This window comes from Mesorhizobium sp. M5C.F.Cr.IN.023.01.1.1 (genome assembly GCF_003997585.1).
Classification (GTDB): domain Bacteria; phylum Pseudomonadota; class Alphaproteobacteria; order Rhizobiales; family Rhizobiaceae; genus Mesorhizobium; species Mesorhizobium wenxiniae.
On the sequence record NZ_RZSU01000008.1, the window covers coordinates 18,992 to 36,449 of the forward strand.

Here is a 17,458-nt window from a genome sequence, read left to right on the forward strand (position 1 = left end):
AACGGCGATTGAGCCCCGTTCGCCACCGACTATTTCATGGCTTGCCTGGCACATGAACCCCGAAAATCAAAATCGATTTTCGGAAAGCTACAGCGCGCTTTGCGCGTCCCAAGGGACGCCCGGCGCTGTAGGCTGCCTTCACAGTGTTTCCACGCACATGGCAACGCCCATGCCGCCGCCGATGCACAGCGTGGCAAGGCCTTTCCTGGCACTTCTGCGGCGCATCTCGTAGACCAGCGTGTTGAAGATGCGGGCACCGGAGGCGCCGATCGGATGGCCGATGGCGATGGCGCCACCATTGACATTGACGATGGACGGATCCCAGCCCATGTCCTTGTTGACGGCGCAGGCCTGGGCGGCGAAGGCTTCGTTGGCCTCGACCAGGTCGAGATCGCCGACCGACCAGCCGGCCTTGGCCAGCGCCTTGCGCGAGGCGGGAATAGGCCCGGTGCCCATGATCTGCGGATCGACACCAGCGGTCGCCCAGGACACGATGCGCGCCAGCGGCGTGATGCCGCGCTTTGCGGCTTCCGCTTCGGTCATCAGCAGCACGGCGGCGGCGCCGTCATTGATGCCGGAAGCATTGGCGGCGGTCACGGTGCCGTCCTTATCGAAGGCCGGTCTTAGCTTGGTCATGGCGTCGATCGTGGCGCCGTGGCGGATGTACTCGTCCTGGTCGACAATGGTGTCGCCCTTCTTGCCCTTGACGGTGAAAGCCACGATCTCGTCCTTGAACTTGCCTGCCTTCTGCGCGGCCTCTGCCTTGTTCTGGGAGGCCAATGCGAGCCGGTCCTGGTCCTCGCGGGTAATCTGGAACTGGCGTGCGACGTTTTCGGCCGTGTTGCCCATGTGGTAGCCATTGAAGGCATCCCACAGCCCGTCCTTGATCATGGTGTCGATCATCTTGTAGTCGCCCATCTTGACGCCGGCACGCAGGTGTTGAGCGTGCGGGGCCAGCGACATCGATTCCTGCCCGCCGGCGACGATCACCTTGGCATCGCCGGCGGCGATCTGCTGCATACCGAGAGCAATAGCGCGCAGACCTGAGCCGCAAACCTGATTGAGGCCCCAGGCGGTGGTTTCCTTTGGCAGGCCGGCATTGATAGATGCCTGGCGGGCGGGGTTCTGGCCCTGAGCCGCGGTCAGCACCTGGCCGAGGATGACCTCGTCGACCTCTGCCGGCTCGACACCGGCACGAGACAGCAGTTCCTTGATGACCACGGCACCAAGCTCATGCGCCGGGGTGGCAGCAAAGGCGCCGTTGAAGGAACCGACGGGCGTGCGCGCCGCACTGGCGACAACGATGGCAGCGGACATGTTCTTCTCCAGACTTCGAGGTATCGAGGTTTTTGGTATCGTCAGGGGCTTTTCTTGCCCTTTCAATGATCCAAGTCAAACCGGAAATGGGCATGCCGGCCATGCGCCGCAAGCAGGTTGCGCTTCGTGGTGGAAACAGCCCGGCCATTGCTGCGCAGCATTTTTAGCCCGCTATGCAGCATTAATTGATCCCGCAGTGCACAAACCACTTGGAATTGCGACACTTTTGCGCATATCCTTGAAAAGGCGCAATCGTTACCGGCAGCTTACTCAAGTGCGCCGGTGTCCTGGGAGGATGCTGATGGCCGCGAAAGACGAACCGATTATCATCAAGAAATATGCCAATCGCCGCCTCTACAACACCGGCACAAGCACTTATGTGACGCTCGAGGACCTTGCCGAAATGGTCAAGAAGGGCGAGGAGTTCACCGTCCAGGACGCCAAGACCGGCGACGACATCACGCATCCGGTGCTGACCCAGATCATCTTTGAACTGGAGAACAAGGAGGGGCAGAACATGCTGCCGATTCCGTTCCTGCGCCAGTTGATCGCCTTTTACGGCGACCAGATGCAGATGATCGTGCCGAGCTTCCTCGAGCAGTCGATGATCGCCTTCTCAAAGGAACAGGAACGCTTCCGCGAGCAGATGAAGGGTGCGTTGGGCAAGTCGCCGCTGGACATGATGAAGATCGCCACGCCGATCAAGGCGCTGGAAGAGCAGACGCGCCGCAACATGGAGATGTTCCAGAATGCCATGCGCCTGTTCACGCCCTTCCCACCTGCAGCCTCGAATGGCTCTTCCGCAGCGCCAGCGGAGCCGGCCAGGAAAGAAACGTCGGATAAACCCGACGACCTTCAAGAGTTGAAGGAACAGATCGCCGCCATGCAGCGCAAGCTCGACACGATGTCGTGATCGCCGGCCGACTGAACCCGGCCGAAATCTCCCAACAGCAGTCCGTGGCAGAACATCTCCGCCTCGAATGAGGCTGGGGGCTCCGGCCACGCTATTTCGTCGTCACCGTCACCAGCGCGGTAACGGGTTTGCCGTCCACAAGAATGGGCTTGTGATGATCATCGGCAAGTAGGACGCCGATCACGTGCTTGCCGGCGGCATCCGGACAATGGCCGAAACGAGCCTTGATAAGATCGCCGCCAAAGTCGCTGTTCATGCTGTTGTACGGCTTGCCGGGGATGTTGCAGGTATCTCCGGCGGGATCGATCTTCATATGCACGTGGCCGCATTGGCTGACGCCGTCGCATTCACCCGCTGGCAGCAGCGTGAAGTTGGTCCTGACGACGACGCCTATCGCCTTCTCGGGATCATTACCGAGTTCGATGACCGAACCGGCCACCGGCCAGACGATTTCCAGAGTTGGCCGATCTTCGGCCTGGGCAGACCCGAGCGACAATAGGGAGAAAGCGAGGGCAGTCGTTGCGATGATGCGAAGCATGGTAACCTCCGTTGATGTTGTAATCACTGATTACATATGAATCGCTGGCGCGCAAGAAAATAATCGGTGATTACATTTCGGCCCCGTGCTAATGGGAGCGCATGACCAACACCACGGATTCCAGCGAAGCCGCCAACCCCAAGCGCTATCATCACGGCAATGTGGTCGAGGCCTTGATCGCGGCAACCGTGGAGATCATCGAGGAACGCGGAGCAGAGCATGTGTCTGTGCGCGAGACCGCAAAGCGTGCCGGCGTTTCGCCTGGCGCGCCATTTCGCCATTTTCGGTCGAAAACAGCACTGCTGACCGCAGTCGCCGAACAGGCGATGAACCGGCTGACCGAGGCCGTTGCCAATGCACAGTCCAAAGTCGACAGCGCGGATCCCATTGTGGCCTTTGAAGCAATCGGACAGGGCTATCTGGAATGGGCGATCAGCAATCCCACGCACTTCCAGATCATCAGTTCTCGAACGCTGATCGATTTCGATGCGTCGGATAGTCTTCGTGATCAGAATGAAGCCATTCGCCGGAAGATGATCGATCTGCTGACCCAAGCGCAACAGCAAGGTCGGCTCGCTCCGGACACCGACTTCGATCATCTGATGCTTGCCGCGCGCGCATTTGTCTACGGATTGGCACGCATGGCAATCGATGGTCATTTCCCGGAGTGGCATCCGTCCGAGCCGCCATCCCTCGCCGCGCGGAGAGCTCTCCACCTTTTCATGAGCCGGATGACGATTTCATCCAAAGCGCAATCTCAGGAGCACCCCGAAGTAGCTACCCGGGATCGCTGACAACTGTTTACACACTGTCCGTCAGGCCACAACTTCGAGTGAGGGTGTCCTCATTCATGACAAAAATTTCATGTCAGCGCCAATCCGTGCCGCTGTTCTTGCGCCACACGAGACATATATGCTGCACTGCAATATGCTTGCGTTAGCACCCCACTGAAGGATCTCGCCTTGCCCAGCAGAAAAACCGCCATCGTCACCGGTTCCACCTCGGGCATCGGGCTGGCCATCGCCCATGCGCTCGCAGCGGAAGGGTGCAACATCGTCGTCAATTCCTTTTCCGACACGGCCGACGACCAGGCCATCACCGATGCGATCGCCAAACATCACGGCGTGAAGACCGCCTACATCAAAGCAGACATGTCGAAGCCGGCCGAATGCCGGGCGCTGGTCGCAAAGGCAGCCAAGACCTTCGGCTCGGTCGACATCCTGGTCAACAATGCCGGCATCCAGCATGTCGCGTCGGTGGAAGAATTTCCGATCGAGAAGTGGGACGCGATCATCGCCATCAATCTGTCGTCGGCCTTCCACACCATCGCCGCCGCGATCCCGCTGATGAAGCAAGCCGGTGGCGGCAGGATCGTCAACATCGCCTCGGCCCACGGGCTGGTCGCCTCGCCGTTCAAGTCGGCCTATGTCTCGGCCAAGCACGGCATCATGGGGCTGACCAAGACCGTCGCCTTGGAACTGGCGCGCGACAAGATCACATGCAACGCCATCTGCCCCGGCTATGTGCTGACGCCGCTGGTCGAGGCGCAGATCCCCGACCAGATGAAGGCGAACAAGATGGACCGCGACACTGTGATCCGCGAGGTCATGCTCGAAAAGCAGCCGACCAAGGAATTCGTCACGGTCGAGCAAGTTGCCGCTGCCGCGGTGTTCCTGTGTTCGGATGCAGCAGCGCAGATCAACGGCACGCATATTTCGGTCGACGGCGGCTGGACCGCCTAGTGAATTTGCTGCGCGAAACAAATCTGGCCGACAAATCAAGGGCAACGCCATGACGACAAACGGCAAGGTGGAGGAGCCCAAGAAGATCAACGTCGCGCTGCAGGGCGGCGGCTCGCACGGCGCCTTCTCCTGGGGGGTGCTCGACCAGCTGCTGGAGGACGGACGGCTCGACATCGCGGCGGTTTCGGGCACCAGCGCCGGCGCGATGAACGCGGTGGCGCTGGCCGACGGCTTCGTCCGAGGCGGCGTCGAGGGGGCGCGGCAGAAGCTCGACGATTTCTGGCGCGCGGTGGCGCTGAAGGGCCGGTTCAGCCCGGTACAGCGCATGCCGTGGGACGTGGCCTGGGGCAACTGGTCGATCGAGAATACGCCGGGCTATCTCTTTTTCGACACCATGTCGCGGGTGTTCTCGCCCTATGTTGCCAACCCGCTGGGTCTCAACCCGCTGCGCGACGTGATCGAACAGGAGATCGATTTCGGCAATGTGCGCGCCTGCAAGTCGATGGAGCTCTTCATCTCCGCGACCAACGTCGAGACCGGGCAGTTGCGCGTCTTTTCGGATGGCGAGATCGATCTCGACACGGTGATGGCGTCGGCCTGCCTGCCGCAGCTGTTCCGCGCTGTCGAGATCAAGGGAGTGCCCTACTGGGATGGCGGCTATGGCGGCAATCCGGCGCTATTCCCGTTCTTCAAGACGGCTGCCACTGAGGACGTGCTGTTGGTGCAGATCAATCCGGTGGTCCGCGAGGGAACGCCGAAGAGCGCCAACGAAATCCAGAATCGTATCGACGAGATCACTTTCAATGCCGGGCTGCTGCGCGAATTCCGTTCGATCGCCTTCGTCAAGGAGCTGATCGCCGCCGGCCGGTTGCCGCACGGCGAATACCGCGACATCCGCATGCACCGCATCGATGCCGACGAGGCGTTCAAGGATCTGTCGGCATCGTCCAAGGTCAATGCCGAATGGGCGTTCCTGACCTATCTGCGCGACCTTGGCCGCACTGCCGCCAGCGATTGGCTGGAGGAGAATTACGACGCCGTCGGCAAACGGCCGACGCTTGATCTCTCAGGCGAGCTCGACGACGGCTTCAAGCCGATGCGTGGTCCGGCACCGGGCCGGCGGGTCAAGGAGTTCCTCGCGGCCCGCAAGAAGCCCGAGGCAGCGCGTCGCCAAGCCTGAGGCGTTTTGGATTGTCAGCTTTTTTGCAAGGCCAGATCGATCACCTTGATCAGCGCAGCCGCCGCCTGCCGTTGCTCGTCCGGATCGCTGATACGCATCTTCATGCCATCCAGCCCGTCGAGCAGCATGTCGGCGAGCAGTTTTACCGACAAGCCCCTGGCGGTCAGGTCGACGCCATTGCGTCCGGCTTCGCTCTGGATCGCTGCGGCGATAAGCTCGGCAAACCGGCCGCGCCAGCAGCCGATCAGATCGGCGAGGCTCGACTTCATGTCAAGGAGTTCGGCGCCATGCGGCGAGGCATTGACGGCCCGCGTCATCGAGATCAGTGCCTCGTCGATGGCCCGCATCGTGCGCTCGGCAAATGGTTCTTCGCCGGCGAGCGCCGTTTTCGCCTGCTCGAGCGAGCGGGAAAGCAGCATCAGCGCGATGGCGCGATAAATGTCGGTCTTATTCTTGAACTGGAGATAAAGCGCCGGCCGCGACATGTCGGCGGCACGCGCAATGTCGTCCATGGTGGTGCGAGCGAAACCATAGGCCAGAAACACCTTCAGCGCGCCCTCCAGAATGCGGGCGCGCTTGGGGTCGGTGGCGATGTCCTCGGACTCAATCATGCTGCAACCTTATCCTGCAAAAGCTCTGTTGACAAAATGACGTAATTTGTCAAGATGTATAGGACGAAATGGCCGACCGGCCTTTCGCCTTGGGCTGCGGACGACAACAAAGGGTATTCCCCATGCGCCTCACCGTCGACGGGCAGGCATTCGACATCAATGCCGATCCCGAAATGCCGCTGCTGTGGGCGCTGCGCGATCTCATGGGCAAGACCGGGCCGAAGTTCGGATGCGGCATTGCCGCCTGCGGCGCCTGCACGGTGCATGTCGATGGCCAGCCGGTGCGCTCCTGTTCATTGCCGGTCGGTGAGGTCACCGGCACGGTCACCACGATCGAAGGCATCGGCACCGAAGGCAGACTGCATCCGGTACAGCAGGCATGGCTGGAAGTGCAGGTCGCCCAATGCGGCTACTGCCAGGCGGGCCAGATCATGAGCGCGGTGGCGCTGCTCGACGAGGTTGCCGAGCCGACCGATGCCGACATCGACAATGCCATGGGCGGCAATCTCTGCCGCTGCGGCACCTACCCGAAGATCCGCGCGGCGATCAAACGAGCGGCCGTCCTCAAGACGGCGGGGATCTGACCATGGCCAGTCTCGGAAAGATCGCCCGCCGCACGTTTCTCATCGGCGCGGCTGCCATCGCGGGCGGTGTCGCCGTCGGCTACTATTACTACCGCAAACCCTATCCGAATCCGCTGGAAGGCGATCTCGCCGCTGACGAAGCGACCTTCAACCCCTATGTGAAGATCGGCGCCGACAACACGATCACCATCATCGCGCCGCGTGCCGAGATGGGCCAAGGCATCTCGACGACGCTTGCCGCCCTGGTTGCCGAAGAGCTCGATGTCGGGCTCGATCAGGTCAAGGTCGAGCACGGCCCGGCCTCCTACGCCTATTACAACTCAGCGATCCTGGAAGAGGGCGGTCCGTTCGCCTTCTTCGACGAAAGCATGACGGCGGAAATAGTGCGCGCCGGCATGGGCGTGGTCGGAAAATTCCTCGCCCTCCAAGGCACCGGCGGCTCGGCCTCGACGCGCGACGGTTTCGACAAGATGCGGCAGGCCGGCGCCGCTGCGCGGCAGATGCTGATTGCAGCGGCCGCGCAAAAGCTCGGTATAGCTGCTGCCGATCTGGAAACGGCCAATGGCTCGATCCTGCACAAGGCGTCGGGCAAGTCGCTGACCTATGGCGCGGTCGCCGCGACCGCTGCGACGATGGCGCCGCCCGCGGAAATCAGGCTCAAAGACAAAGCCGACTGGAAACTGCTCGGTAAACCGCAAAAACGCATCGACATGCCGGCCAAGGTCACCGGGGCGCCGATCTTCGGCATCGACGTGACCTTGCCGGACATGCTGTACGGCACGGTCAAGATGAGCCCGCGCTTCTGGGCCAAGCCGGTCAAGGCCGGTTTCTCAAAGGCTGAGAAAATGCCTGGCGTGATCAAGATCGTGCCGATCGACACGAATTACGGCCACGGCTTCGGCATCATCGCCGAAAACACCTGGGCGGCGTTCAAGGCGGCGGAGGCGATCGACACCGAATGGGCCGATCCCGAATATCCGCTGGATAGCGCCGGCATTTCAGAGGTGCTGAAGCAGGCGCTCGGCACAAAAGGGTCGGTGATGCGCGACGATGGCGATGTCGATACCGCCTTCGCCGACGCGCCGCGCGAAAAGATCGTCGAGGCTGACTATGCGGTGCCTTTTCTGGCACATGCGACGATGGAGCCGATGAACGCCACGGCGCGGTTGAAGGACGGCGTCCTAGACATCTGGTGCGGCAATCAGGCGCCGACCTTGGTGCGGCAGCTTTGCGCCAATGCTGTCGGCATCGAGCAGGACAAGGTCAGCGTCCACACCACCTTCATGGGCGGCGGCTTCGGCCGACGTGTCGAGGTGGATTATGCGCTCTGTGCCGCGCTGATGGCGAAAGAAACGGCAGGCCGGCCGATCAAGGTGATTTGGACGCGCGAGGAGGACATGCGCCACGACGCCTACCGGCCGGCTTCCGTCGGCAAATTCCAGGCGCGGCTTGGCAACGACGGCATGCCGGTTGCCGTCGACATGACAATCGCTTCGCCATCCCTGATAGCCAGCACCTTGCGCCGGCTGTTTCCCTCGATGTCGCCGCTCGGGCCCGACAAGTCCATCGTCGACGGTGCCCATAACCAGCCCTATACGATCCCGAACTACCGGGTGACCGGCGTCGCCGCACCCGTCTCGATCCCCGTTGGCTCGTGGCGATCGGTCGGCAGTTCGATCAACGGTTTCTTCCATGAAGGATTTCTGGACGAGATCGCAGTCGCCGGGAAAACCGACCCGGTCGATCTGCGCAAGAAGCTGATGGCTGCCTATCCGGCAGCGGTGAAGGTGGTCGAGAAGGTCGCCGAAATGGCGAAATGGGGCGAGACGCTGCCCGCCGGCAAGGCCAAGGGCATCGCGTTCACGCTGTCTTTCGGCAGTTGGGTCGGCGAGATCGTCCAGGTCGCCGACACGCCGTCCGGAATTCGCATTGAGAAGGGATGGATCGCCGCCGATGTCGGCACCGCACTCGATCCTGATATCATCGAGGCGCAACTCATCTCCGCCGCCATCTATGGCCTGTCGGCGGCGATGGGTCAGGAGATTACTTTCGCCGGCGGCATGGTCGAACAGTCGAATTTCCACGATTACGATGCGATGCGCATCCTCCAGTGCCCGGCGTTCGAAGTCGCCATCCTGGAGAATTTTCACAAGATGGGCGGCGTCGGCGAAGTCGGCACGCCGCCGGCGGCACCGGCACTCGCCAACGCCATCTTCGCACTGACAGGCAAGCGCATCCGGACACTGCCCTTGTCGAAGGAGGTGACCTTTGCATGAAATGTTCCCATCATGCTGACAGCTGCTGCCATGCTGTTTCGATGGCGCTTTCGCGCCGCAAAGGAAAGCCTGGCAACGGCACCCATGACGGTTGATGCAGCCAAGGGTTTGGCCGAGGAACGCGGTCTTTTCGTATCCGCGCTGCGCCGACTGCTATGTCGCAGATGGGCGGCTGCGCTGGTCCGCCGCGCCTCATGGCGGCGGGCGCATCCTGCCCAGCGAAGTATTACCCATCAACTTTTCTGACTATATTGCGGTGCAACTTTGATGTAGAAGCTCATTCGCCGATCACGGCAAGTTGAACACGGCCTTGCGCGCACCCATATCGGCGACGCGCCCGAGTTAGAAGACGCGGCCTGGCCGAACCCCGCGCACTGGAAAAACGACGATGCCGAAATACAGGTTTCACAAGCTTGCAGCCATTGTTGTGCTTGTCGGGTTCGCTGCATGGATGGTGACGGGCGAGTTCTCGTCCGTCGGCAGCGCGGCCGCCGACAACGAACCCAAGGCGGGGGAGGTCGAGCAGCCAAAAGCGGCTGACGCCGGCAAGGCCAAGCCCAGTGAGGCAGAACAGCCCAAGGCGCCCCTGCGCACCGTCGCGACCATAACTCCGCCCAGGCGTACCTATGCGCGCGCCATCCGGATTTCCGGACTGACCGAAGCCGACAAGCGCGCGGTCCTGGCGACGCGCGTCGCCGGCGTCATCGACAAGCTGCCGGTCAAGCAGGGACAGCGCGTCAAGACCGGCGACCTCGTGCTGATGCTGGCAGCCGAGGAAAAGCTTTCGGCGGTCAGCAACGCCAAGCAGCTTCTGGTTCAGCGTCAGGCCGAACTCGATGCGGCGTTGCGGTTGGCGAAAACCGGCAATCTGCCCAAACTGCAGCTCGACACGGCCCGCTCCAACCTGACGCTGGCCCAGTCGCAACTTGAAGCCGCGCAAGCCGAGCTTGACCGCAACGAAGTGAAGGCGCCCTTCGACGGCGTCATCGACCGAGTGCCGGTGGAGCTTGGCAGTTCCGTGATGCAGGGCGGCGAAGTGGCGACCATTCTGAGCCTCGATCCGGTGATCGCCCGCGGCGAGGTCAGCGAACGCGATCTCGGCTATCTGAAGATCGGCGACAAGGCGAATGTACGGTTGGTCAGCGGCCAGAATGTCGAGGGCACCGTGCGCTATATCAGCCGCGACGCCTCGTCCGCCACCCGCACCTTCCGCGTCGAGATCGCAATCCCCAACCCCGAGGGCACTATTCCGGCCGGGATGACCGCCGAGATCGCGCTGAGCGCCCAGCCGACCGACGCCGTCATTCTGCCGCGCTCCGTGGTGACGCTCGGCGACAAGGGCGACCTCGGCATCCGCGCCGTCGACAAAGACAACAAGGTCGTGTTTTTCCCGATCGACCTGGTCGACGACACGCCAACCGGCCTGGTGCTCGGCGGCATTCCTGCCGAAGCGCGCATCATCGTCGCCGGCCAGGAACTGGTGAAGGAAGGCGAAGTGGTCAAGCCGGTCGAAGCCGACCAGGCGACCATCCAGAAGCTGTTGGGCGAAGCGACGGCCGGGACGCAGTAATCATGGATATCGTCAAACTCGCGATCAACAATGCCCGGCTGACCATTTCGGTTCTGGTGTTCCTCATCCTTGCGGGTGCGGTCGCCTATCAGTCGACACCGAAGGAAGCGGAACCAGACGTTCCGATTCCGATGATGTATGTCAGCCTGATCTATCAGGGCATCTCGCCCGAGGATTCGGAACGCCTTCTGCTGCGGCCGATGGAAGCCAAGCTGAAAAGCCTCAAAGGTCTCAAGGAGATGCGTTCGGCCGCCTTCCAGGGCGGCGGCTATGTGCTGGTCGAATTCCAGCCGCAGACGGATCTGGCGACGGCCTTGCAGGACACACGCAGCAAGGTCCAGGACGGCAAGGCCGACCTGCCGCAGGCGGCCGAGGAGCCTGTGGTCACCGAAGTCAACATCTCCGAGTTCCCCGTTCTTGTGGTGACGCTGTCAGGCGAGGTGCCCGAGCGCATGCTGACAGCTGCGGCGCGCGAATTGCGCGACCGCATCGAGGAGGTGCCCGGCGTGCTGGAAGGCGCGCTGCAAGGTGCGCGCGACGATCTCGTCGAAGTCGTCATCGATCCGATGAAACTGTCTTCCTATGGGCTGCAGCTCGAGCAGCTGATCGGTGCGGTCGGCGATTCCAACAGCCTTGTCGCCGCCGGCAACATCGAAGGATCCGAGGGCAAATACGCGGTCAAGGTGCCGTCGCTGATCGAGACGCCGGAGGACGTGGCGGCGCTTCCGATCGTCGCCGGCCCCAATGCCGTGGTGCAGGCCAAGGATATCGCCACCGTACGCTCCACCTTCAAGGACGCCGAGACGGTGACCCGTCTCGACGGCAAGCCGGCGATCGCCATCGAGGTGAAGAAGCGCATCGGCTCCAACCTGATCGACACGATCGCCCAGGTGAGGGCCGTGTCCGATGCCTTCATAAAAACCATGCCGGAAGGTATGCACGTCACCTACACGCAGGACAAATCGGTCTTCGTCAACCAGTTGCTCGGCGATCTGCAGAATCACGTCATGATCGCCGTGATCCTGGTGTTCATCGTCATTCTCTACGCGCTCTCGGGCCGTGCATCGCTGCTGATCGGACTGGCCATTCCATCGTCCTTTCTGATCGGCATTCTGCTGTTGGCCATGATGGGCTACACGATCAACATGATCGTGCTGTTCAGCCTCATCCTGGCGGTCGGCATGCTCGTCGACGACGCCATCATCGTCACCGAATTCGCCGAGCGGCGCATGAGCGAAGGCATGCCTAAGGCAGAGGCTTTCGCCCTTGCCGCCAAACGCATGGCCGGTCCGGTCATCGCCGCGACGATGACGCGCATCGCCGCCTTCTCGCCGTTGCTGTTCTGGCCGGGCATCATCGGCGACTTCATGAAATACATGCCGATCACGCTGATCGTCACGCTCTCGGCCTCGATGCTTTATGCGCTGGTCTTTGCGCCGGCGCTGGGCGCCTTGTTCGCCAAGGCGCCCCCGCATCACGAGAATGACAACCGCGACGGCTGGTACATGGCCGTGGTCAAGCAGGCGGTGCGCTTTCCCATCACCGTGCTTCTGCTCACCGTCGGCCTTTTGATCGGTGTCGGCTTTGCCTATTCGAAATACGGCGCCGGCGTCGAGTTCTTCCCGAACGTCGAGCCTGACTACGGCCTGCTGTATGTGCACGCCCGCGGCAACCTTTCGCTCGCCGAAATGGATGCCGCCACGAAGACCGCCGAGAACCGACTTCTTGGCTGGCCAGGCGTGAAATCGGTCTATACCCGTGTCGGCAAGACGCAAGGCGGCGGCCAGGACATTCCTGAAGACGTGGTCGGCGTGATCAATTACGAGTTCATCGACTGGCGCGAGCGCAAATCGGCGAACACGATCCTGGACGAATTGCGCGGCGTCATGGCCGGCATTCCCGGCGTCGATGTCGAGGTTCGCGTGCCCGAGGCCGGCCCACCCACCGGCAAGCCGATCCAGATCAGGCTTTCGGCCGTCGACCCGAAAGGTCTCGATGACAAGGCGCGCGCCGTCGCCGCCCGCATTGCCAAGGTACCAGGCGTCATCGATATTTCAGACGGCCTGCCGCCACCCGGCGTCGACTGGGCGCTCGACGTCGATCGCGCCAAGGCGGCGCAATACGGCATCAGCCCGACCTCGGTCGGAACGGTGGTGCAACTGGTGACGAACGGGCTGAAGCTCAGTGAATACCGGCCAGCCGGTGCTGACGACGCCGTCGACATCAGGCTGCGCCTGCCCGAGGACCGGCGCACGCTGTCAACGCTCGACGACCTCAGGGTGCAGACTTCGCAAGGGTCGGTGCCGATCTCGAATTTCGTCGCGCGCAAGCCCGAGCCGACGGTTGGCATCCTCAACCGCATCGACGGCGCGCGCACCGTGGTCGTCCAGGCCAATGTCGCCGCCGGTGCGCAGGTCGCGGCCGTCCAGCAAGAGGTCACCCAGGCTGTCGCCGACATGGATCTCGGCAGCGGCATACGCTGGAAGCTTGCCGGCTCGAACGAGGACAGCGCCGAAGCCAGCGCTTTCCTGAGCAAAGCCTTCGGTGCGGCGATCTTCCTGATCTTTCTGGTGCTTCTGATGCAGTTCAACAAGTTCACCAGCGTCTGGCTGGTGCTGTCCTGCGTGGTCATGGCGACGGTCGGGGTGTTCCTGGGATTGCTGTTGACAGGAGAGGCGTTCGGCATCGTCATGTCGGGCATCGGCGTCATTGCGCTGGCCGGTGTGGTGGTGAACAACAACATCGTGCTGATCGATACCTATGACCGTCTGCGCGAAGAGGGCTGGGACAAGATGGACGCGGTTCTGCAGACCTGCCGCGAACGTGCCCGCCCGGTCGTGCTGACAGCGGTGTCGGCGATCCTCGGCGTGCTGCCGATCGCTTTCGGCCTCGGTCTCGAAATCTTCCATCACGAGACAACGATCAATGCGCCGTCGACACAATGGTGGATTTCACTGTCGTCGGCTATCGTCTTCGGCCTGTCCTTCGCCACCTTGCTGACGCTGGTGGTGACACCGTCGATGCTGATGGTGTTCACGCGTAGTAAGAACAGCCGCTTCTATGCATTCTTCCGTCGGGTGTTCCGGCGCGGCAAGACAGTCGGTGCGACTGTAGAGACCTCCGCAAGACAGGGCTCGCTTGACGAGCCGGCAATCGCCTTCCCGAAGGCCGCCGAATAGGCCAACTTTGCTTGGAGCGCCGCGCGTATTCTGAACGCGCAAAGAAAAGGCCGCCGGGAACAACCCAGCGGCCTTTTGCATTGTCCCGTCATGCAACACCTCAAAGCGGGGAGTTTCTCATGACGCTCAGCACCATTCTCGTCATCATTCTGATCCTCATTCTGATCGGCGCGGTGCCGGCATGGCCTCATTCGCGTTCCTGGGGTTATGGTCCCTCCGGCATCGTCGGCGTCATCCTGATCGTGCTGCTGGTGTTGCTGCTGATGGGCAGGATTTGACCCGGAGTTTGGTGCGCTCAACAAAGTACAGCGCTGCGCGCCTTTTGAGGGCGCAGCGCTGTAGCATTTGATTTTCTTTTGGTCCTTTCCGAGCCTTCGGTTCGGATCATCCCTTGGGTAGTGACCACTTTCCGTTTTCAGGCAGCTTTCGAAACGCCATCAATCGTGGCCACACCGATAGCATCGAGAGCTTCTGCCACCGCCCTATCCAGCGGCGTATGCGGGATTGTGCCGATGATGCCTTCCAGCCTTGCCGAGACCAGCTGGTGTGGCTCGAAGCGGAGATAGGACATCGAGACGAGCTCGCGCCACATCGCAACGAACGGGCTGCCAGCGCGCAGCACCCACCACGGCATCGACGTCAGTTTCAGCGTGCGCCCGAGCGCTTTTTCCGCGGCCGCCTTGATCTCGAGATCGGTAACGGCGTGGCCGGGGAAGTTCAGCGCTTCGTAGTCGCCGAGCTTGTCGAGATTCTCGGCTAGCCCGACGAACGCCTTGGCCAAGTCCGGAAGGTAGGCCCATTCATGCACGAGATCGACCGGCCCGGGAGCGGTATAGACGCCCTTGTCCATCTTGGCGGCGACGATCAGATCGAACCACGCTCCGCTGCCGGTGCCGCCGAAGAAATCGCCGGCCCGCAGCAGAATGGTGCGCACTCGACCCGCTTCGGCCTCGCGGCGAAAGAGGCCTTCCATGGCGACGCGGATGCGGCCCTTTTCGGTCGTCGGGTGGATCAGCGTGTCTTCGGTGATGACCGCCGGCATCGGCGAGCCGTAATTGTAAACGTTGCCCGGAGCGAGGTGCAATGCGTCGTTCGCCCGGCACGCGGCCATGACGTTCTCGGCCATCGGCAGGCACTTGCCCCAGTCGGTGTAGATCGGGTTGAGGCCGTTGAAGATGATGTCGACGTCTTCGGTGGAGCGGATAAGCGCTTCGCGATCGAGGCCGTCGCCGGCGACGGCGGTGGCGCCTGCCAGTTCTGCCGGGATCTTGCCGTTGCGGGTGATGGCGCGGACGTCATAGCCAGCGTCGATGAAGGCCTTGGCCACCACGCGGCCGAGCCGGCCATTGGCACCCAGAATTGCGATCTTGGTCATTTTTCGTCTCCGTGTTTGCGTTACGGTCACAATATGATCCGTCCGCAAACGAATGGAAATTGACTGAATTTGGGGACGCGATATTCAGTTTTGAATGGAAGTCGATTGGAACCTGATCAAGAGTTTCGTCACAGTGGCGGAAACCGGCAGCCTGTCCGCTGCCGCGCGCAAGCTGGCTGCAAGCCAGCCGACGCTCGGCCGCCATATCGCCGAGCTGGAGCAGGCGCTCGGCGTCACCCTGTTCCTGCGCGGGCGGCGCGGCTATGCGCTGACGGAAGCCGGCAGCACGCTCTACGAACGCGGCCGGGCAGTGAGCGAGCAGGCAAGCGCCTTTTCGCTATTGGCGCTGGGATCGGTCGAGGCGATCGAAGGCACGGTGCGCATTGCTGCCAGCGAGGTGATAGCTGCCTATGTCCTGCCCGAGATGACGGCGCGGCTGGGCGCCGAGGAACCCGGCATCGAGGTCGAGATCGTCGCGTCGAACCAGGTCGAGAATCTCTTGCGCCGCGATGCAGACATTGCCATCCGCATGGTCAAGCCGGCGCAGAACGAACTGGTGGCGCGTAAAGTGGTAGACATTCCCCTCCGCGCCTGCGCGGCAAAATCCTATCTCGACCGGCGAGGCCGTCCGCGCGAACCCGGCGATCTTGCCGGCCACGATCTGATAGGCTTCGACCGCAGCGATGAGATCATTCGCGGCTTTGCCCAGTCTGGTGTCCCGCTCACCCGCAATGCCTTCCGCTTCAGGACCGACAACCAAATCGTGCTTTGGGAGGCGGTGCGGGCGGGAAACGGCATCGGCTTCGGCCAGGAGCCGCTGGCCGATCGCGATCCGCTGGTGGAGGCAGTGCTGCCGGGCCTCGCGCTGCCGACGCTGCCGGTATGGCTGGCCATGCACCGGGACGTGCGCACCAGCGTGCGCATCCGCCGTGTCGCGGATTTCCTCTATGAGGAGTTGAAGCGCTATTCGGCTGGTGCTGCGTCGGGCGCGAATTCGGCGCGGTGAGCGAGCCCGGCCATCAAAAATACGACGACCAGCAGTCCCGATAAAGCCACGAAGATTGGACCGAAGCTTGAATGCTCGGCGATGAAGCCGATTGCCGACGGCGCCACCAGAATGCCGGAATAGCCCATGGTGGTGACGACGCTCATGCCGGTGCCGGACGACATGCCTTCTTGGTTGCCGCCGGCCGAAAACAGGATCGGCACCATATTGGCGATGCCGAAGCCGCAAAAGGCAAAGGCTGAGATGGCGAGCCAGGGCGAGGGCGCCAGCCCGGCCACCAGCATGCCGGCGGCGGCGACAAGCGCCGAGACGCGAAGCGTCGTCACGGCGCCGAAACGGTTGCGGACTCCGTCGCCAGCGAAACGCATGACCGCCATGACGCCGGAAAAAGCGGCGTAGGCCAAACCCGCTATGGCAAGGTCGGTGCCGAGTTCCTGTTGCAGGTAAAGCGCCGCCCAGTCGAGCACCGCACCCTCGGAGATCATCGTCAGCAGTGCCATCAGTCCGACCAGATAGACCAGCGGATTTCCAGGCAGCGCGAATTTGTGATGGTCGGTCACCTGAGGCCTATCCTCGGCAATCAGGTAGCGGACTGCCACTGCAATCACGGCGAAAGCGAGAGCCGTCACGACCATCGCATGGGCGAGATGACCGTAGTTCTGGATGGCGAAGCCGCCGAGAGCGCCGCCGGCGAAACCGCCAAGGCTCCAGAAGCCGTGCGAGGACGACATGATGGCGCGGGACAACCGCCGTTCCACCACGACCGCATTGGCGTTCATAGCGACATCCATGCCGCCGATCGAACCGCCGAAGATGAACATGGCTATGGCCGCCAGCGGCACGTTGGGGGCAAGCGCCACAACCAGCAGGCCGAAGCTGCCGATGAGACCGAACCAGCGCAGCACGGTGCGCGAACCATGCCTGGAGATCAGGTGGCCGCACCAGGTCATGGCTGTGACCGCGCCGGCGCCGAACAGCAAGATCAGCAGGCCAAGCGTAAATTTGCTGATATCCAGCCGGGTTAGGACCACCGGGATCTGCGGCGCCCAGGCGCCGGTCAGAAAACCATTGGCGAGGAAGATGGCCGCCACGGCCCATCGTCCACGAATGGCGGTCTGCATGATTCTTAGCGAGTCCATCGTGATAGAATCCGGTGCCAAAATAGCT

15 protein-coding genes are annotated in these 17,458 nt (G+C 62.3%); 10 read left to right on the plus strand and 5 right to left on the minus strand.

The window, feature by feature from the left end:
* Positions 1-138 precede the first annotated feature (138 nt).
* Positions 139-1,317, minus strand: coding sequence for an acetyl-CoA C-acetyltransferase (locus EOA78_RS05355; protein WP_127314211.1), 1,179 nt, complete (start codon positions 1,315-1,317; stop codon positions 139-141).
* Positions 1,318-1,618: 301 nt separating this feature from the next.
* Between EOA78_RS05355 and phaR the strand changes: the two genes are divergently transcribed.
* Positions 1,619-2,230: a polyhydroxyalkanoate synthesis repressor PhaR gene (gene phaR, locus EOA78_RS05360; protein WP_127211363.1), complete on the plus strand. Its 612-nt coding sequence runs from the start codon at positions 1,619-1,621 to the stop codon at positions 2,228-2,230.
* A gap of 91 nt (positions 2,231-2,321) precedes the next feature.
* Here the strand turns inward: phaR and EOA78_RS05365 are convergent, their stop codons facing one another.
* Positions 2,322-2,768, minus strand: a complete 447-nt coding sequence (locus EOA78_RS05365) for a hypothetical protein (protein ID WP_127314212.1) — start codon at positions 2,766-2,768, stop codon at positions 2,322-2,324.
* 101 nt (positions 2,769-2,869) lie between these two features.
* On the opposite strand from EOA78_RS05365, the gene EOA78_RS05370 reads away from it, so the two are divergent.
* The 3 genes from EOA78_RS05370 to EOA78_RS05380 all read left to right on the plus strand — a co-directional run bounded on the left by EOA78_RS05370 (position 2,870) and on the right by EOA78_RS05380 (position 5,690).
* Complete coding sequence (locus EOA78_RS05370; RefSeq protein ID WP_127314213.1) at positions 2,870-3,562, plus strand: TetR/AcrR family transcriptional regulator; 693 nt, start codon at positions 2,870-2,872, stop codon at positions 3,560-3,562.
* 153 nt (positions 3,563-3,715) lie between these two features.
* Positions 3,716-4,510: a 3-hydroxybutyrate dehydrogenase gene (locus EOA78_RS05375; RefSeq protein WP_164783651.1), complete on the plus strand. Its 795-nt coding sequence runs from the start codon at positions 3,716-3,718 to the stop codon at positions 4,508-4,510.
* A gap of 49 nt (positions 4,511-4,559) precedes the next feature.
* On the plus strand, positions 4,560-5,690 hold the full coding sequence (locus tag EOA78_RS05380; RefSeq protein ID WP_127314215.1) for a patatin-like phospholipase family protein: 1,131 nt from the start codon (positions 4,560-4,562) through the stop codon (positions 5,688-5,690).
* Between the two features lie 14 nt (positions 5,691-5,704).
* Here the strand turns inward: EOA78_RS05380 and EOA78_RS05385 are convergent, their stop codons facing one another.
* A complete protein-coding gene (locus tag EOA78_RS05385) occupies positions 5,705-6,301 on the minus strand; it encodes a TetR/AcrR family transcriptional regulator (protein ID WP_127314216.1) in 597 nt (198 codons plus the stop codon).
* 122 nt (positions 6,302-6,423) lie between these two features.
* Here EOA78_RS05385 and EOA78_RS05390 point away from each other — a divergent pair, with 122 nt between their 5' ends.
* The 5 genes from EOA78_RS05390 to EOA78_RS05410 all read left to right on the plus strand — a co-directional run bounded on the left by EOA78_RS05390 (position 6,424) and on the right by EOA78_RS05410 (position 14,188).
* Positions 6,424-6,885, plus strand: a complete 462-nt coding sequence (locus EOA78_RS05390) for a (2Fe-2S)-binding protein (protein WP_127314217.1) — start codon at positions 6,424-6,426, stop codon at positions 6,883-6,885.
* A 2-nt stretch (positions 6,886-6,887) separates the two neighbouring features.
* On the plus strand, positions 6,888-9,161 hold the full coding sequence (locus EOA78_RS05395; RefSeq protein WP_127314218.1) for a xanthine dehydrogenase family protein molybdopterin-binding subunit: 2,274 nt from the start codon (positions 6,888-6,890) through the stop codon (positions 9,159-9,161).
* A 388-nt stretch (positions 9,162-9,549) separates the two neighbouring features.
* Positions 9,550-10,731 carry an efflux RND transporter periplasmic adaptor subunit gene (locus tag EOA78_RS05400; protein ID WP_127314219.1) on the plus strand — a complete coding sequence of 394 codons (1,182 nt, stop codon included), beginning with the start codon at positions 9,550-9,552 and terminating at the stop codon, positions 10,729-10,731.
* A gap of 2 nt (positions 10,732-10,733) precedes the next feature.
* Positions 10,734-13,910 carry an efflux RND transporter permease subunit gene (locus EOA78_RS05405; protein ID WP_127314220.1) on the plus strand — a complete coding sequence of 1,059 codons (3,177 nt, stop codon included), beginning with the start codon at positions 10,734-10,736 and terminating at the stop codon, positions 13,908-13,910.
* Between the two features lie 119 nt (positions 13,911-14,029).
* Entirely contained in the window at positions 14,030-14,188 is a 159-nt protein-coding gene (locus EOA78_RS05410; protein ID WP_036267059.1) for a DUF3309 family protein, read from the plus strand.
* A 137-nt stretch (positions 14,189-14,325) separates the two neighbouring features.
* Here the strand turns inward: EOA78_RS05410 and EOA78_RS05415 are convergent, their stop codons facing one another.
* Complete coding sequence (locus tag EOA78_RS05415) at positions 14,326-15,285, minus strand: SDR family oxidoreductase (RefSeq protein ID WP_127314221.1); 960 nt, start codon at positions 15,283-15,285, stop codon at positions 14,326-14,328.
* Positions 15,286-15,379: 94 nt separating this feature from the next.
* On the opposite strand from EOA78_RS05415, the gene EOA78_RS05420 reads away from it, so the two are divergent.
* On the plus strand, positions 15,380-16,291 hold the full coding sequence (locus tag EOA78_RS05420) for a LysR family transcriptional regulator (protein WP_127314222.1): 912 nt from the start codon (positions 15,380-15,382) through the stop codon (positions 16,289-16,291).
* Here the strand turns inward: EOA78_RS05420 and EOA78_RS05425 are convergent.
* Positions 16,249-17,430, minus strand: a complete 1,182-nt coding sequence (locus EOA78_RS05425; protein WP_127314223.1) for an MFS transporter — start codon at positions 17,428-17,430, stop codon at positions 16,249-16,251. The two genes, EOA78_RS05420 and EOA78_RS05425, sit on opposite strands and share 43 nt — an antisense overlap.
* Positions 17,431-17,458: the final 28 nt, after the last annotated feature.